The following is a 14,542-nucleotide window of genomic DNA, read 5'->3' as shown; positions in this document are numbered from 1 at the left end:
GGCGCTACCGGCGCACGAGGGGGGCCATGCCCACCGACCGCTCGACCGCCTCGGCGTCACCGCACTGCTCGAGCCAGTTCGCGAGCAGCCGGTGGCCGCCCTCGGTGAGCACCGACTCGGGGTGGAACTGCACGCCCTCGAGCGGCAGGTCGCGGTGCCGCACCGACATGACGACGCCGCTGGCGGTGCGGCTGGTCACCTCGAGCTCGTCGGGCACGGTCGCCGGCTCGATGGTCAGCGAGTGGTAGCGGGTCGCGGTGAACGGCGTCGGCAGGCCGCGCAGCACCCCGGCGCCGTCGTGCTCGACCTGGCTGGTCTTGCCGTGCAGCAGCTCGGGCGCTCGGTCGACGACGCCGCCGTACGCGACGCCGAGCGCCTGGTGCCCGAGGCAGACGCCGAGCATGGGCTGCCCGCGCTCGGCGCAGGCGTGCACCATGTCGACGCACACCCCGGCGTCCTCGGGGGTGCCCGGCCCGGGGGAGAGCAGCACCCCGTCGTACCCGGCGCCGTCGGCGGGCGTGATCGCGTCGTTGCGCACCACCTCGCACTCGGCGCCGAGCTGGCGCAGGTAGCCCACGATGGTGAAGACGAAGCTGTCGTAGTTGTCGACGACCAGCACCCGTGCGGTCACTGCGACACCGTCCCGTCGTTGAAGGGCATGAGCGGAGCCAGCACGGGGAAGCCGTACTGGAAGAGCGCGAGCACGGCGGCCGCGAGCACGACCACGACGAGCAGCGCCCGCACCGGCGCGGGGCCGGGCAGGTGCCGCCAGATCCAGGGGTACACGCGTCGCTCCTAGCGCAGCTCGTCCGGCACGCCGCCGGTCGACCGGTCGATGGTGTGGTCGAGGCGCGACCACACCACGTAGCGCTCCTGCGCCGAGTACTTCGGGTGGCAGGCGGTCATGGTCATGATGCGCTCGGTGGGCTTGCGGCCGGGGTGCTCGGGCACCGGCGCGACGACGTCGACGCGGTCGGGCGTCACGACCCGGTGGCCGTAGACCTTGTAGACGTACCAGGTCCTCGCGGTCTCGACGACGACCGCGTCGCCGTCGCGCAGCTCGGCGATCTGGTTGAACGGCTTGGCGTAGGTGACCCGGTGCCCGGCGACGGCGAAGTTGCCCACCTGACCGGGATCGGCGCTGTCGGGGTAGTGCCCGACGCCGCGGTCGAGCACCGACAGCTCGACGCCCTGGATGATCGGGCGCACGTAGTCCTTGCCGAACCGCGGCACCCGGATCAGCGCGAAGGCGTCGCCCAGCGGCAGCTCGCGCACCTTCACCGGGGCCGTGGTGACGCCGGGCTTCGGCGGGGCCTGCCACTGCTGCTCGAGCGACTGCACGCTGCGGTTCGACGACCGGCCGGCGGCGATGTCGGTCCACCACAGCTGCCAGACCACGAACAGCAGCAGCACGACGCCGAGCGTGATGCAGAGCTCGCCGATGCCGTGGACGGCGCCGCGCACCACCCTCACGAGGTGACCGCCGACGACGCCGAGCCGGCCGCGGACGGCACCTCGGCGTGCTGCAGCTGCAACGAGCCGTCGAACGCCGGCACGGTGACCGAGCGGGGCGCGGCGACCCGGTAGCCGAGCCCGACGGCGTCGACGTACTGCCGGTACACCTGCAGCGAGGGCGCCGACTGCAGCCCGCGCAGCATGGCGGCCTGGTCGCCGACGGCGCGCACGACGTACGGCGGCGAGTAGACGCGGCCCTGCAGGATGAGCACGTTGCCGACGCACCGCACCGCGCTGGTCGACACCACGCGCTGGTCCATCAGCATCATCGCCTCGGCGCCGCTGGCCCACAGCGTGTTCACCACCGCCTGCACGTCCTGCTGGTGCACGAGCAGGTCGTCGGCGGTGAAGCCGTCGGGCACGCCGCCGTCGTGCGGGGCGTCGTCGAGGGTGACGGTGACCCCCGGCCCGCGCACGGGCGTGGTGCCGGCGGCTCGCGCGGCCGCGGTGCCCTGGGCGCCCAGCCGCTCGAGCTCGGAGCCGGCCGGCGCCGCCCGCTCGGTGAGCGCCTGCACGTCGCGGCGCAACCTGCCGACCTGCGCCTCCTCGACGTCCGCCCGGTGCTGCTGCTCGCGGATGAGGTCGACGGTGTCGGTGCGGCCGACCGACCGCAGGTCGGTGCCGCGCGCGGTCTGCGCGCTCGCGGTGGCCAGCAGCCCCGCGGCGGCGAACACCACCGGCACGAGCGCACCCCACGCCGACGGCCGCCGGGGCCGCAGCCGCCGCGCCCCCGCGCGCAGCCGTGCCACGACCGTCGTCACACCCCCTATCCTAAGGCGGACCACCGACGAGGAGTGAGCGTGCCCGAATCCAGGACCCGCAAGCAGGGCGACTTCACGCCGCCCCCGCGCAAGGCGAAGGCGGCGCCGTCCAGCCCGCCCTGGTACGCCCCCGTGATGGTCACCCTGCTCGTGCTGGGGCTCGCCTACATCGTGGTGTTCTACGCCTCGAACCAGGAGTACCCGGTGCCGGGCATCGGCGCCTGGAACGTCGTCATCGGCTTCGGCGTGATCATGGCCGGCTTCATCATGGCCACCCGCTGGCGCTAGGCCGGCGGCCTGGTTACACGGCTGTCATTCGTCCCCAGGGTGTGCAGAACCCTGTGGACGACGGGGGTCAGCCGATGCTGAACGGGAACTGCGGCAGGCTCAGCACCTTCGCCCAGGTCACCGCGAGCACGACGAGCAGCACCAGCGCGGTGCCCGACCACTGGACGACGGCCCGCCGGCTGGCCGGCGCGTAGGCCAGCACGGCGCCGAGTGCGGCACCCGTCGCCAGACCGCCGAGGTGCGCCTGCCAGGCGATGCCGGGCACGACGAAGCCGATGACCAGGTTGATCCCGATGATGCTGAGCAGGCCGGTGTCGGCCCGGCCCAGGCGGCGCTGCACCACGAGCAGCGCCCCGAACAGCCCGAAGACCGCGCCGGAGGCACCGACCGCGCTCTGGTTCAGCGACTCGGGGTCGGCGCCGCGGGCGACCATCAGCAGGTAGCCCGCCGACCCGCCCAGGGCGCACACCAGGTAGAGGGCGGCGAAGCGGGCGCGACCGAGCACCTGCTCGAGCGCCGGCCCGACCTGGTACAGCGCCCACATGTTGAAGAGGATGTGCGGCACGAAGCTCGTGCTGTGCAGGAACGCCGAGGTCAGCAGCCGGTACGGCTCCGACCGCACGGCGACGATCCACAGGTCGAACCGGTCGGTGACGCCGAGCCCGAGCTGCGCCAGGAAGGCGGCGGCGCACAGGCCGATGATCGTCAGCGTGACGACCGGTCGCCCCCGCACCGCGCGTCCGCCCAGCACCGTCCGCACCTGCTGGCTGGCCCGCGCCTGCTCGCGCACGCAGTCGACGCACTGGACGCCGACGGCCGCCTGCCGCTGGCACTCGGGGCAGGCCGGCCGCTCGCACCGCTGACAGCGGACGTAGGTGACCCGGTCGGGGTGACGCGGGCAGACCGGCTCGGTCTGCTGCGCCGCGGGCTGCGTCACGGTGCGCCGTCGGTGCCGGGGACTACTGGTTGATCGTGACGGACTCGATCACCACGGGCTCGGTCGGACGGTCGCCGGCACCGGTGCGCACGGCGACGATCTCGTCGACGACGGCGCGGCTGGCCGGGTCGGTGACCTCGCCGAAGATGGTGTGCTTGCCGGTCAGCCAGGCGGTCGGGGCGACGGTGACGAAGAACTGCGAGCCGTTGGTGCCCTTGCCCATGCGCTTGCCGGCGTTGGCCATGGCGAGCAGGTACGGGCGGTCGAAGGACAGGTCGGGGTGGATCTCGTCGTCGAAGGTGTAGCCCGGGCCGCCGGTGCCGGTGCCCAGCGGGCAGCCGCCTTGGATCATGAAGCCGGGGATGATGCGGTGGAAGGTCTTGCCGTCGTAGAACGGCTCGGACTTCTGCTCACCCGTGCGCTCGTCCTTCCACTCCTTGGACCCGTCGGCGAGACCGGTGAAGTTGGCCACCGTCTTCGGGGCCTGGTTCGGGAAGAGCTCGATGGCGATGTCGCCGTGGTTGGTGTGCAGCGTCGCGTCCATCCCCACATCCTCCCACGGCCCGGGTGGGCACGCCGAGGCGGATGGGGGCAGGATGGGTGCTTGCCGTGGCCAGAGGCCATCCGAGCGACCCATGGGAGGGCACGTGTTCAAGACCAGCCGAGCCGACCGCGCGAAGGCCCAGGCGGCCGGGGCCACGAGCGCCGTCTCGCAGCAGCTGCGGACGAAGGTCGCGCCCGCCGTGACCGACGCCGCCACCACGGCCGCCTCGTCGGCCCGCGACGCTGCCAGCACCGCGCGCGAGTGGGCCGTGCCGGCCGCAACCGCCGCCGCGACGACCGCCGCCGCCTGGGCCGCGCCGAAGGCCAAGGACGCGCGTGACTGGGCGGCGCCCAAGGTCGACCACGCCCTCGAGGCCGCCGCGCCGAAGGTCGAGGCCGCCGTCGAGCGGGTCGCCCCGGTCGTCGACACCGCGCGCGACAAGCTCGTCGAGGACCTCCTGCCCCGCCTGGTCGAGGCGGTCAACGCCGCCGCGACCGCCGGTGTCGCCGGTGCCGGTGCGGCTGCCGCCGCCGGTGGTGCCGCGAAGAGCCGCGGCGGCGACGCCGTGGCCGTGCTCAAGGGCGAGAAGGTCGCGAAGAAGAAGGGGCGTGCCCGCCGCACCCTGCTGGTGCTCACCGCCATCACGGCCGCCGGTGCCGCCGGCTTCGCGGTGCTGCGCCGCCGCGGCCCGCAGGACGACCCGTGGGCGGTGCCCCCGGCGTACGACACCTCGGCCCCCGTGGGCAGCCCGGTCGGCATCCCGACCGACACCACGGCGGCCGGTGCCGCCGTGGACACGATCGAGACCGGCCCCGAGACGGCGGCGGCACCCGTCGAGCTCACCGACGGCGACGCCAGCGACGCGCTCGGCGGCGCGGGCAACAGCACCGCCGACCCCGACGTCCCGGGCCTGACCGTCGACTCGGCCGCGGCCGGATCGATCACCGAGACCAAGCCCGACCCGCTGACCGACCCGATCGACGAGGTCGAGCGCTCCGACCGCAGCTGAGCGCCTCGACGAGGGCCCCCGCCGATCCGGTGGGGGCCTTCGTCGTGCCGGCCCGTGTGTGATGAACCTGCGCAGGCCCGGTCGAGCGCCGGACGCCCGTCGCCGCCGCGGGATACGTTCGCGCGGTGCGGCGACGTCGACTCGGCTGGTGGGTGCCGCGCTGCCTGCTGGCCTCGGTCGTCATCGCGCTGGGCGGCGCGCTCGTCTGGTACCTCGCGCCGTCCCCCCGCACCAGGACGGTCGCCGTCCCGCCCGCGGGCGCCACGCCGGAGCAGGTGGTGCTCGCCTATCTCGACGCGCTCGACGCCCACGACTGCGACACCGTGCGCCGACTCACCGTGCCCGAGGAGCGCTCGTGGACGCGGCGCTGGTGCCGGGACGTCGCCAGTGCGCGGCACCCGAGGGTGCTGGGCACGAGCTTCGAGGGGACGCGCGTCGGCGTCGGGGTGTCGTTCGACCTGACCTGGCGGCGGCTGCACGACGACGGGTCGATGGCCCCGGGCGACACCTCGTGGGGCTACACGCTGCAGCCCGTCGGGCCGGACGGCGCGTGGCAGGTCGTCGACCAGGGGATGGGCTGAGGTGCGCCTGCCCCGCGGGGTCGTCGCGCTCGGCCTGGTGCTGCTCGCCCTCAGCGCCTGCACCGCGGTCGACCCGGCACCGGTCCGCTCAGCCGCGCCCCCGCCCGTCACGAGCGGGCGGCCCGGCCCGGGGACCACGGGCGTACCGGCGGGGACCCCGCTGCGCGTGCACGAGGGCGACCTGAACCTGAGCACGCCGGGCCAGGTCGTCGACGGCCTCGACGTGCACGGCTTCGTGCGGATCGACGCCGCCGGCGTGACGCTGCAGCGCTCCCGCGTCCGCGGCGGGCTGACGGACGACCTCGGGGCCAACCGGGCGCTGGTGTCGTCGACCGCGCCGGGCGTGCAGCTGACCGACCTCGACCTGGTACCCGACCACCCGTCGGTGCACGTGGACGGGTTGAAGGGGTACGGCTTCACCGCCACGCGCCTCGACGTGCACGGCGTGGTCGACGCCGTCGTGGTGCACGGGCCGGGCACCACGGTGACGGCCAGCTGGCTGCACGACCTGCGGCACTACGCCGTCGACCCCGGGCAGGGCGGCGGGCCGAGCCACGACGACGGCGTGCAGGTGCAGGCGGGGACCGGCATCCGGCTGATCGGCAACGTCATCGACGGCGGGGCGAACTCCGCGCTGCAGGTGACGCAGGACGTCGGGGTGACCAGCGACCTCGAGCTCACGGGCAACTGGCTCGACGGCGGCGCCTGCACGGTGAACGTCGCGGAGAAGGGCCGCGGGCCGATCGAGGGTCTCGTGGTGAGCGACAACCTGTTCGGCCGCCGCTCGTCGGTGCCGGGTTGTGCCGCCACCGTGCCGACGTCGACGCCGCTCGTGGCCGACGACAACCGCTACGACGACGGTCAGCCGGTGACCATCCGCCGGGACTGACCGACGCTCCGGGTGGAGGCGAGGGGACTCGAACCCCTAACCCCCTGCTTGCAAAGCAGGTGCGCTACCAATTGCGCCACGCCCCCGGGTGACTCAGATCGAGTCGGTGGCCTCCGCCCACAGGGCCTGCTCGGCCTTGTCGGCCTCGAGCCGGCGCCACACGGCGAAGGCGCTCACGCCGGCGGCGGCCGCGAGCAGCAGCTTCTTCACGGGGTACCTCCGCAGGTCGTGGACGGACAGCTGATCGTACCGCCAGCCGGTCGCCGGTCAGCGCACGACCTTCAGGGTGCCTGCCGCCCGGGTCGAGGCGGCGATGCGACCGGTGCCGCCGTACCGCACCGACAGCCTCCAGCTCCCGGCCTGCAGCCGGGGCAGGGTGAGCACCCGCAGGCCGCGGTTGCTGTACGTCAGTCGCACCGACGTCGTCCGGGTGACGGAGCCGCGCTTCGCCGTCACCGTGACGCGGCCGGGCGGGGAGTGGATGCCGCGGACGGTGACGGTCACCTTCACGCGGGCACGCGACGTCGCCCGGGTCGGCCGGGTGGAGCGGCTGACCCTGGTGGTGGACGGGACCTTCGTCGGCTTCGTGAGCTGCGCGATCGCGAGGCGGCGGAAGCGGATGCGCTCCTTCCAGGTGCTCGTCCCGGTCTCGTAGAGGATGCCGACGGTGCGCGCGTCGAGCAGGACGAGGTCCGAGTACGAGCCGGGCGTGCTCTCGAGCTCGACCTGGTAGCCCCGGTTCCACGTGGAACCCCGGGTGCTGCTGCTGAAGACGGTCATGTCCCGCCGCAGCGTCGGCGTCCGGTCGGCGGGTGCGGAGAAGAGCAGCTGCCCGGACGGCAGGGCGAGCGCGCTGCCCTGCACCGTCACGATCGGCAGCGATGAGCGGGTGAAGCGCCGGCGCAGCGTCTGGCCGCCGTCCGTCGACAGCGCGTGCTGGCGTGCCGTCCCGGCCGCCGCGCCGTCGCCCTGCAACCGGTAGCTGATGAACAGCGACCCGTCGGACTGCTCGGCGACGGTGCCCTCCATGAAGCGCGCCCGGCCGGTGGTGTCCTGCTGGTCGTACCCGGTGCGCCACGTCGCACCGTGATCGTCGGAGTAGATGCCGTACGCGCCGTACCGACCGGCCGACGTGCGGTACCCGAGCGGGACGACGATGCGCCCGACGTGCGAGCGAGTGAGCTGGACGGCGTGCCCGGGGCCGGTCAGCCCGCCGCGGTAGGTGCCGCTGGGCCGCACCGGGGCGCCGAGCGCCGAGAAGGTCCGCCCGTCGTCGCGGCTGGTCTGCACGTGCAGGCCCTTGTGCGCGGCCCGCCCGCCGGCGCGCGGCGTCACGACCGACAGCACGAGCACCCGGCCGGTGGCGGCGTCGACCACGGGCACCGGGTTCGACACCCGGTTCGGGCCGTCGTCGCCGATGGCGCGCGCGCCGCTCCAGGTGCAGCCGCCGTCGGTCGAGCGCGCGGTGACGACGTCGAAGTCGCCGTCGTCGCCGAGCACCCGGTCGCGGCGCTCGGCGAACGCGACGAGGGCCCCGCTGCCGGTGCGCACCACCGAGGGGATGCGGTACCAGCGCTTCGCGGCCGGGCTGCTGCGGAACGGCGTCCACGTGCAGGACGTCGCCGCCTGCGCAGGCGACGGCGCCACGGCGACCAGGCCGGCGGCGGTGAGCGCCCCGGCGAGGGCGGCGGTCAGGAGACGAGGCAGACGCGGCACTCACTGAGCATCGGCCACCTGGCCGGCGGGATGAGCCCGACGAAGATGAACAGATGCGGAGAGCCCCGACCGTCATCGGTCGGGGCTCTCGGGTGCGGTGGGCCTAACAGGACTCGAACCTGTGACCTCTTCCTTATCAGGGAAGCGCTCTAACCGACTGAGCTATAGGCCCGGAGGACCGCCGTGGCGCTCGGTCCGACGCACGAGACTACCCCAGCGGCCGGACGCCACGCGAACCGGATCAGTCGTCGGTGAGGGTGAGCTGCACGCCGCCGACCAGCGCGGAGCAGATGTTGTAGAGGAAGGCCCCGAGCGTGGTCAGGGCGGTGAGCAGGAAGACGTCGATGACGCCGATCACCGTCGCCAGCGACAGCACCCGGCCGAACCCGACGTACTGCATGAGGTCGAAGGTGCTGCCACCGTTCTCGCCGAGCACCGTGCGCACCGTGCGGTCGATGTCGGCGAAGACGCCCATCCCGTCGAGGATGGTCCACAGCACGCCGATCATGATCACGAACGCGATGCCGATGGCCACCGAGAGCAGGAAGCCGATCTTGGCGACCGACCAGGGGTCGACCCGCGACAGCGTGAGGCGCACCTTGCGGGGACCGCCGCGGACGGCACGGGCCGTGGTCTCGGCCTGCTGCACGCCGGCCTGCTGACCGGCCTGCGCGTACCCGGCGGACGGCGCCGTCGTGGTCTGGCCGCCCGTCGCGTACTGCCGGGCACCGCCTCCGTACGCCTGGTCGGGTGTGCTCACCCTTCCTCACCTCCGGGCTCGACGTCGCCCTCGTCCGCCGTGCCGGCGGGCAGGTCGTCAACCGACGACGGTACGCCATCGCGCATCGGGTCGTCTGCCACCGTGTCGTCGACCGGCTGGTCGGCCACCGTGTCGACCGCGCCCTCGACGCGAGCGCCCACCTCGGCGACCTCCTCGCGGGCCTGCTCCTCGGCGATCTCGTCGGCGGCCTCCTCGACCAGCCGCTCGGTGCTGCGGGCGATGCCGATGATGGCGTCGCCGCGGTCGACCCGGGCGAAGCTCACACCGGAGGTGTCGCGGCCGGTGCGGCGCACCTCGTCGACGCGCGAGCGGACGATCTTGCCCTTCTCCATGACGACGAGCACCTCGTCCTCGTCGCCCACCAGCAGCGCGCCGACCAGGTCGCCGCCCTTGTCGCTGAGCTTCGCGACCTTGATGCCGAGCCCGCCGCGACCCTGCACGCGGTACTGCTCGACCGGCGTCCGCTTGGCGAGGCCGTTCTCGAACACCACGAACACGTCGGGGGTCTCGTCGTCGTGCACCACGTCGAGCGCCAGCAGGTGGTCGCCGCCGCGGAACTTCATGCCGGTGACGCCGGACGTCGCCCGGCCCATCGGGCGCAGCGCGTCGTCGTTCGCGGTGAACCGCACCGACTGGCCCTTGCGCGAGACGAGCAGCAGGTCGTCGTCGCCCGAGGCGAGGCGAGCCGAGACCAGCTCGTCGCTCAGGCCCTCGCCGTCGGCGCGCAGGTTGATCGCGATGAGCCCGCCGCTGCGGTTCGAGTCGTACTCGGTGAGCCGGGTCTTCTTCACCAGGCCGGCCTTCGTGGCCAGCACGAGGAACGGCTCCTGCTCGTAGTCGCGCAGGTCGAGCACCTGGGCGATCTGCTCGCCGGGCTGGAACGCGAGCAGGTTGGCCACGTGCTGGCCCTTGGCGTCGCGGCCGCCCTCCGGCAGCTCGTACGCCTTCGCCCGGTAGACCCGCCCGAGGTTGGTGAAGAACAGCAGCCAGTGGTGGGTCGTCGTGGTGAAGAAGTGCTCGACCAGGTCGTCGCCGCGCAGCTGCGCCCCGCGCACGCCCTTGCCGCCGCGCCGCTGCGAGCGGTACTCGTTCACCCGGGTGCGCTTGGCGTAGCCGCCGCGGGTGATGGTGACGACGACGTCCTCCTCCGGGATCAGATCCTCCATCGACATGTCGCCGTCGAAGGGCCGGATCTCCGTGCGTCGCGCGTCGCCGTACTTGTCGACGATCCCGGCGAGCTCCTCGCCGATGATCTCGCGCTGGCGGGCCGGCGAGTCGAGGATCGCCTGGTACTCGGTGATGAGCCGCTGCAGCTCGTCGAACCGGTCGGTGAGCCGCTGCCGCTCGAGGGCGGCGAGGCGGCGGAGCTGCATGTCGAGGATCGCGCGGGCCTGCAGCTCGTCGATGTCGAGCAGCCCCATCAGGCCCTCGCGCGCGTCCTCGACCGTGGCGGACGCGCGGATGAGCGCGATGACCTCGTCGAGCGCGTCGAGCGCCTTCAGCAGGCCGCGCAGGATGTGCGCCTCCTCCTCGGCCTTGCGGAGGCGGTAGCGGGTGCGCCGCTGGATGACCTCGATCTGGTGCTCGACCCAGTGGTGCACGAACCCGTCGAGCGACAGGGTGCGGGGCACGCCGTCGACCAGCGCGAGCATGTTCGCGCTGAAGTTGTCCTGCAGCTGGGTGTGCTTGTAGAGGTTGTTCAGCACGACCTTCGCGACGGCGTCGCGCTTCAGCACGATGACCAGCCGCTGGCCGGTGCGCGAGCTCGACTCGTCGCGGACGTCGGCGATGCCGCCGATCTTGCCGTCCTTGACCAGCTCGGCGATCTTCAGCGCCAGGTTGTCGGGGTTCACCTGGTACGGCAGGTCGGTGACCACCAGGCACTGCCGGTTCTGGATCTCCTCGACCTCGACGATCGCCCGCATCGTGACCGACCCGCGGCCGGTGCGGTAGGCGTCCTCGATGCCGCGGCGTCCCATGATGTAGGCGCCGGTGGGGAAGTCGGGCCCGTGCACCCGGGCCAGCAGCGCGTCGAGCAGCTGCTCGCGATCGGCCTCGGGGTGCTGCAGGTACCACTGGACGCCGTCGGCGACCTCGCGCAGGTTGTGCGGCGGGATGTTCGTGGCCATGCCGACCGCGATGCCGTTGCTGCCGTTGACCAGCAGGTTCGGGAAGCGCGACGGCAGCAGCGCCGGCTCCTGCGTCTTGCCGTCGTAGTTCGGCGCGAAGTCGACGGTCTCCTCGTCGATGTCGCGCACCATCTCCATGGCCAGCGGCGCCATCCGGCACTCGGTGTAGCGCATGGCGGCGGCGGGGTCGTTGCCCGGCGAGCCGAAGTTGCCCTGGCCGTCGACCAGCGGGTACCGCAGCGACCACGGCTGCGCGAGCCGCACGAGGGTGTCGTAGATCGAGCTGTCACCGTGCGGGTGGTACTGCCCCATCACGTCGCCGACGACGCGGCTGCACTTGTTGTAGCCGCGGTCGGGCCGGTAGCCACCGTCGTACATCGCGTAGAGCACCCGGCGGTGCACCGGCTTCAGGCCGTCGCGGACGTCGGGCAGCGCCCGGCTCACGATGACGCTCATCGCGTAGTCGAGGTACGAGCGCTGCATCTCGACCCGCAGGTCGATCTCGTGGTCCGGGCCGACCGTGGGGGTGGGGGGCTGCTCGCTCACTGGTGTCCTTCTGATCGAACCGTCGGGGTGACCGGGACCGCGCCTGGCGCGGTCAGATGTCGAGGAAGCGGACGTCCTTGGCGTTGCGCTGGATGAACGCGCGGCGCGGCTCGACGTCCTCGCCCATCAGCTCGGAGAAGGTGCGCTCGGCCTCGACCGCGTTCTCCATCGTCACCTGGAGCAGCACCCGCTGGTCGGGGTCCATCGTGGTCTCCCACAGCTCCTTGGCGTTCATCTCGCCGAGGCCCTTGTAGCGCTGCACGCCGTTGTCCTTGGGCAGCTTGCGCCCGGCGGCGAGACCGGCGGCCATGACGGCGTCGCGCTCGCGGTCGGAGTACACGAAGTCGTGCTCGCCCTGGCTCCACTTCAGCCGGTACAGCGGCGGCTGCGCGAGGTAGACGAACCCGCCGTCGATGAGCGGCCGCATGAACCGGAACAGCAGCGTCAGCAGCAGCGTGCGGATGTGCTGGCCGTCGACGTCGGCGTCGGCCATCAGCACGATCTTGTGGTACCTGAGCTTGTTCTCGTCGAAGTCCTCGCCGATGCCGCTGCCGAACGCCGAGATCAGCGCCTGCACCTCGGTGTTGGCCATCACCCGGTCGATGCGGGCCTTCTCGACGTTCAGGATCTTGCCGCGGATGGGCAGGATCGCCTGGGTCATCGGGTCGCGGCCGCCCTTGGCCGACCCGCCGGCGCTGTCGCCCTCGACGATGAAGATCTCGCACCGCGCCGGGTCGTTCGACTGGCAGTCGCTGAGCTTGCCGGGCAGCGACGACGACTCGAGCAGGCCCTTGCGGCGGGTCGCGTCGCGCGCCTTGCGGGCGGCCACGCGGGCGGCCGCCGCCTGCACCGACTTGCGGATGATCTCGCGCGCCTCGTTCGGGTGCCGCTCGAGCCAGTCGCCGAGCCCGTCGGTGACCACGCGCTGCACGAAGCCCTTGGCCTCGGTGTTGCCGAGCTTCGTCTTCGTCTGGCCCTCGAACTGCGGCTCGCCGAGCTTGATCGAGACGACAGCGGTGAGGCCCTCGCGGATGTCCTCGCCGCTGAGGTTGTCGTCCCGCTCCTTGAGGTGGCCCTTCTCCCGCGCGTAGCGGTTGATCAGCCCGGTCAGCGCCGCACGGAAACCCTCCTCGTGGGTGCCGCCCTCGTGGGTGTTGATCGCGTTCGCGTAGGTGTGCACCGAGTCGGAGTACGCGCCGGTCCACTGCATCGCGATCTCGAGCGACAGCATCCGGTTGCGGTCCTCGCTCTCGAACGCGATGACCTCGGGGTGCACCAGCTCGGTGCGCTTCGCCGAGTTCAGGTAGTGCACGTAGTCGACCAGGCCGTTCTCGTACCGGTACTCGATGCGGTGCGGACCACCCGCCTCGCCGGCGTCACCGACCTCGGTCGGGTCGCCGTCCTCGTCCTCGCCGTGCCCGAGGCGCTCGTCGGTGAACGTGATGGTCAGGCCCTTGTTGAGGAACGCCATCTGCTGGAAGCGCGCCCGCAGCGTCTCGAAGTCGTACTCGACGGTCTCGAAGATCTCGGGGTTGGCCCAGAACGTCACCGTGGTGCCGGTGCGGTCGGTCTCCTCGCCCTGCTCGAGCGGCGCCTGGGGCACGCCGTCGGCGTAGGACTGGCGGAAGACGTGACCGCGCTGCGCCACCGCGACGTCGAGCCGGTGCGACAGCGCGTTGACCACGGAGATGCCCACGCCGTGCAGACCGCCCGACACCGCGTAGCCGCCGCCGCCGAACTTGCCGCCAGCGTGCAGCACCGTGAGCACCACCTCGACGGCGGGGCGGTTCTCGCCCGGCATGAGGTCGGTGGGGATGCCGCGACCGTCGTCGACGACGCGCACGCCGCCGTCGGCCTGCAGCGTGACGTCGACCCGGGTCGCGTGCCCGGCCATCGCCTCGTCGATCGAGTTGTCAACCACCTCGTAGACCAGGTGGTGCAGGCCGCGCGGCCCGGTCGAGCCGATGTACATGCCGGGGCGCTTGCGCACCGCCTCGAGCCCCTCGAGCACCGTGATGGCGCTCGCGTCGTACGTCACGTCGTTGGACGCGAGGCTCGGCGCCTCGCGCTCCGGGTCGAGCGGCACCAGCTCGTCGCGGTCGACGACCGGGCCCGTCGGGGTCTCGTCGGGCGTCGGCGCGGTGGTGTCGTCCGGGTTCAGGTCGGGCACGTGGTCAGGCTCCTCGCTGGGCACGAAGCGCGGCCGTCCGTCGACGGCCGCGAGATGCGTCCAGTCTACCCGTAGACGGCCCGGGACGGTGGGCCACACGCGCTGCCGGGGTGCCGGACGTGTCCCCACACGTCGCACGGGTCGCCAGACGGCCAGGACGGCATCGCACGAGCACCCGGTCTCTGTCCACAGGCTGGGGACAACCAGGTGGACAACCCCTGACGCGAAACCGCCGGACGGGATGCGTCGGCTACCCGTACGTGTCGCGCGGACCCCGCCCGCGCACGGTCCGGGCACCCCGCCGCCAGGACGGCGCCGACGGCCCGAGCACCTGCAACCGGTCGACCACGCCCTCGCCGAGCTCCTCCGCCAGCCGGCGCAGCAGGGTCGGCGCGAGCAGCCGCAGCTGGGTCGCCCACGCCGTCGAGTCCGCCCGCACCACGAGCACGCCCTCCTCGAACGACTCGGGCGTGCTGTGCGCGGCGACCTCGATGCCGACCACCTGCGCCCAGCGCCCGATCACGCCGCCCACGGCCAGGTCGACCCCCCAGCCACGTTCGGCGACCAGCCGGTCGAGCCCGGCGCCGAACGCCGCCGGCTCGCGGTCGTCGTCCCGGGCCGCTGCGCCGCTCGCCCCGCCCGCGCGCTCCCCGGCGATGCGCCGGCGCCGCACCGG

16 protein-coding genes and 2 tRNA genes are annotated in these 14,542 nt (G+C 73.0%); 4 read left to right on the top strand and 14 right to left on the bottom strand.

What is annotated here, in order from left to right:
* Positions 1–4 precede the first annotated feature (4 nt).
* From ACYVI6_RS01890 to ACYVI6_RS01875, 4 genes are read right to left on the bottom strand one after another with little or no spacing between them, the layout of a single operon-like run.
* The gene (locus tag ACYVI6_RS01890) at positions 5–631 is read right to left on the bottom strand and encodes an aminodeoxychorismate/anthranilate synthase component II (protein ID WP_460444742.1); all 627 of its coding nucleotides are present in this window, start codon (positions 629–631) and stop codon (positions 5–7) included.
* Complete coding sequence (locus tag ACYVI6_RS01885; RefSeq protein ID WP_460444741.1) at positions 628–786, bottom strand: hypothetical protein; 159 nt, start codon at positions 784–786, stop codon at positions 628–630. The genes ACYVI6_RS01890 and ACYVI6_RS01885 overlap by 4 nt, the downstream gene beginning before the upstream one ends.
* A gap of 9 nt (positions 787–795) precedes the next feature.
* On the bottom strand, positions 796–1,473 hold the full coding sequence (locus tag ACYVI6_RS01880; protein WP_460444740.1) for a class E sortase: 678 nt from the start codon (positions 1,471–1,473) through the stop codon (positions 796–798).
* On the bottom strand, positions 1,470–2,276 hold the full coding sequence (locus ACYVI6_RS01875; RefSeq protein WP_460444739.1) for a DUF881 domain-containing protein: 807 nt from the start codon (positions 2,274–2,276) through the stop codon (positions 1,470–1,472). The genes ACYVI6_RS01880 and ACYVI6_RS01875 overlap by 4 nt, the downstream gene beginning before the upstream one ends.
* Positions 2,277–2,315: 39 nt before the next feature.
* On the opposite strand from ACYVI6_RS01875, the gene ACYVI6_RS01870 reads away from it, so the two are divergent.
* On the top strand, positions 2,316–2,564 hold the full coding sequence (locus ACYVI6_RS01870; protein ID WP_284288929.1) for a cell division protein CrgA: 249 nt from the start codon (positions 2,316–2,318) through the stop codon (positions 2,562–2,564).
* A gap of 67 nt (positions 2,565–2,631) precedes the next feature.
* Here the strand turns inward: ACYVI6_RS01870 and ACYVI6_RS01865 are convergent, their stop codons facing one another.
* Together ACYVI6_RS01865 and ACYVI6_RS01860 are read right to left on the bottom strand one after the other, a co-directional pair.
* Complete coding sequence (locus ACYVI6_RS01865; RefSeq protein WP_460444738.1) at positions 2,632–3,501, bottom strand: rhomboid family intramembrane serine protease; 870 nt, start codon at positions 3,499–3,501, stop codon at positions 2,632–2,634.
* 22 nt (positions 3,502–3,523) lie between these two features.
* Positions 3,524–4,045 carry a peptidylprolyl isomerase gene (locus ACYVI6_RS01860; RefSeq protein ID WP_460444737.1) on the bottom strand — a complete coding sequence of 174 codons (522 nt, stop codon included), beginning with the start codon at positions 4,043–4,045 and terminating at the stop codon, positions 3,524–3,526.
* A 91-nt stretch (positions 4,046–4,136) separates the two neighbouring features.
* On the opposite strand from ACYVI6_RS01860, the gene ACYVI6_RS01855 reads away from it, so the two are divergent.
* The 3 genes from ACYVI6_RS01855 to ACYVI6_RS01845 all read left to right on the top strand — a co-directional run bounded on the left by ACYVI6_RS01855 (position 4,137) and on the right by ACYVI6_RS01845 (position 6,524).
* The gene (locus tag ACYVI6_RS01855; RefSeq protein ID WP_460444736.1) at positions 4,137–5,054 is read left to right on the top strand and encodes a hypothetical protein; all 918 of its coding nucleotides are present in this window, start codon (positions 4,137–4,139) and stop codon (positions 5,052–5,054) included.
* 125 nt (positions 5,055–5,179) lie between these two features.
* A complete protein-coding gene (locus ACYVI6_RS01850) occupies positions 5,180–5,635 on the top strand; it encodes a FecR family protein (RefSeq protein WP_284288933.1) in 456 nt (151 codons plus the stop codon).
* A gap of 1 nt (position 5,636) precedes the next feature.
* Complete coding sequence (locus ACYVI6_RS01845; RefSeq protein ID WP_460444735.1) at positions 5,637–6,524, top strand: hypothetical protein; 888 nt, start codon at positions 5,637–5,639, stop codon at positions 6,522–6,524.
* A 13-nt stretch (positions 6,525–6,537) separates the two neighbouring features.
* Here the strand turns inward: ACYVI6_RS01845 and ACYVI6_RS01840 are convergent.
* From ACYVI6_RS01840 to ACYVI6_RS01805, 8 genes are all read right to left on the bottom strand, one after another.
* Positions 6,538–6,610: transfer RNA gene (locus ACYVI6_RS01840), tRNA-Ala, on the bottom strand.
* Between the two features lie 7 nt (positions 6,611–6,617).
* Positions 6,618–6,734 carry a DLW-39 family protein gene (locus ACYVI6_RS01835; RefSeq protein WP_460444734.1) on the bottom strand — a complete coding sequence of 39 codons (117 nt, stop codon included), beginning with the start codon at positions 6,732–6,734 and terminating at the stop codon, positions 6,618–6,620.
* Positions 6,735–6,791: 57 nt separating this feature from the next.
* On the bottom strand, positions 6,792–8,240 hold the full coding sequence (locus tag ACYVI6_RS01830) for a sialidase family protein (RefSeq protein ID WP_460444733.1): 1,449 nt from the start codon (positions 8,238–8,240) through the stop codon (positions 6,792–6,794).
* Between the two features lie 98 nt (positions 8,241–8,338).
* Positions 8,339–8,412 (bottom strand) — tRNA-Ile (locus ACYVI6_RS01825).
* A 69-nt stretch (positions 8,413–8,481) separates the two neighbouring features.
* Positions 8,482–9,000, bottom strand: coding sequence for a DUF3566 domain-containing protein (locus tag ACYVI6_RS01820; RefSeq protein WP_460444732.1), 519 nt, complete (start codon positions 8,998–9,000; stop codon positions 8,482–8,484).
* Positions 8,997–11,696, bottom strand: coding sequence for a DNA gyrase subunit A (gene gyrA / locus ACYVI6_RS01815; protein ID WP_460444731.1), 2,700 nt, complete (start codon positions 11,694–11,696; stop codon positions 8,997–8,999). Before gyrA ends, ACYVI6_RS01820 begins: the two co-directional genes overlap by 4 nt.
* A gap of 52 nt (positions 11,697–11,748) precedes the next feature.
* Positions 11,749–13,866 (bottom strand): DNA topoisomerase (ATP-hydrolyzing) subunit B, encoded by a 2,118-nt coding sequence (gyrB, locus tag ACYVI6_RS01810; RefSeq protein WP_460444730.1) that lies wholly within the window; start codon positions 13,864–13,866, stop codon positions 11,749–11,751.
* A gap of 250 nt (positions 13,867–14,116) precedes the next feature.
* Positions 14,117–14,542 (bottom strand): DciA family protein (locus ACYVI6_RS01805; RefSeq protein ID WP_460444729.1); only part of this gene is annotated, 426 nt, incomplete at its 5' end.

The organism is Angustibacter aerolatus, from assembly GCF_054776675.1.
The sequence above is the reverse complement of the archived record's forward strand: the minus strand, read 5'-3'. Positions and strand labels throughout refer to the sequence as shown.

What these genes read in the sequence shown, in the direction of transcription:
- ACYVI6_RS01860 (WP_460444737.1), bottom strand. Translation starts at nt 4,045, where the DNA reads ATGGACGCGACGCTGCACACCAACCACGGCGACATCGCCATCGAGCTC.
- ACYVI6_RS01855 (WP_460444736.1), top strand. Translation starts at nt 4,137, where the DNA reads ATGGGAGGGCACGTGTTCAAGACCAGCCGAGCCGACCGCGCGAAGGCC.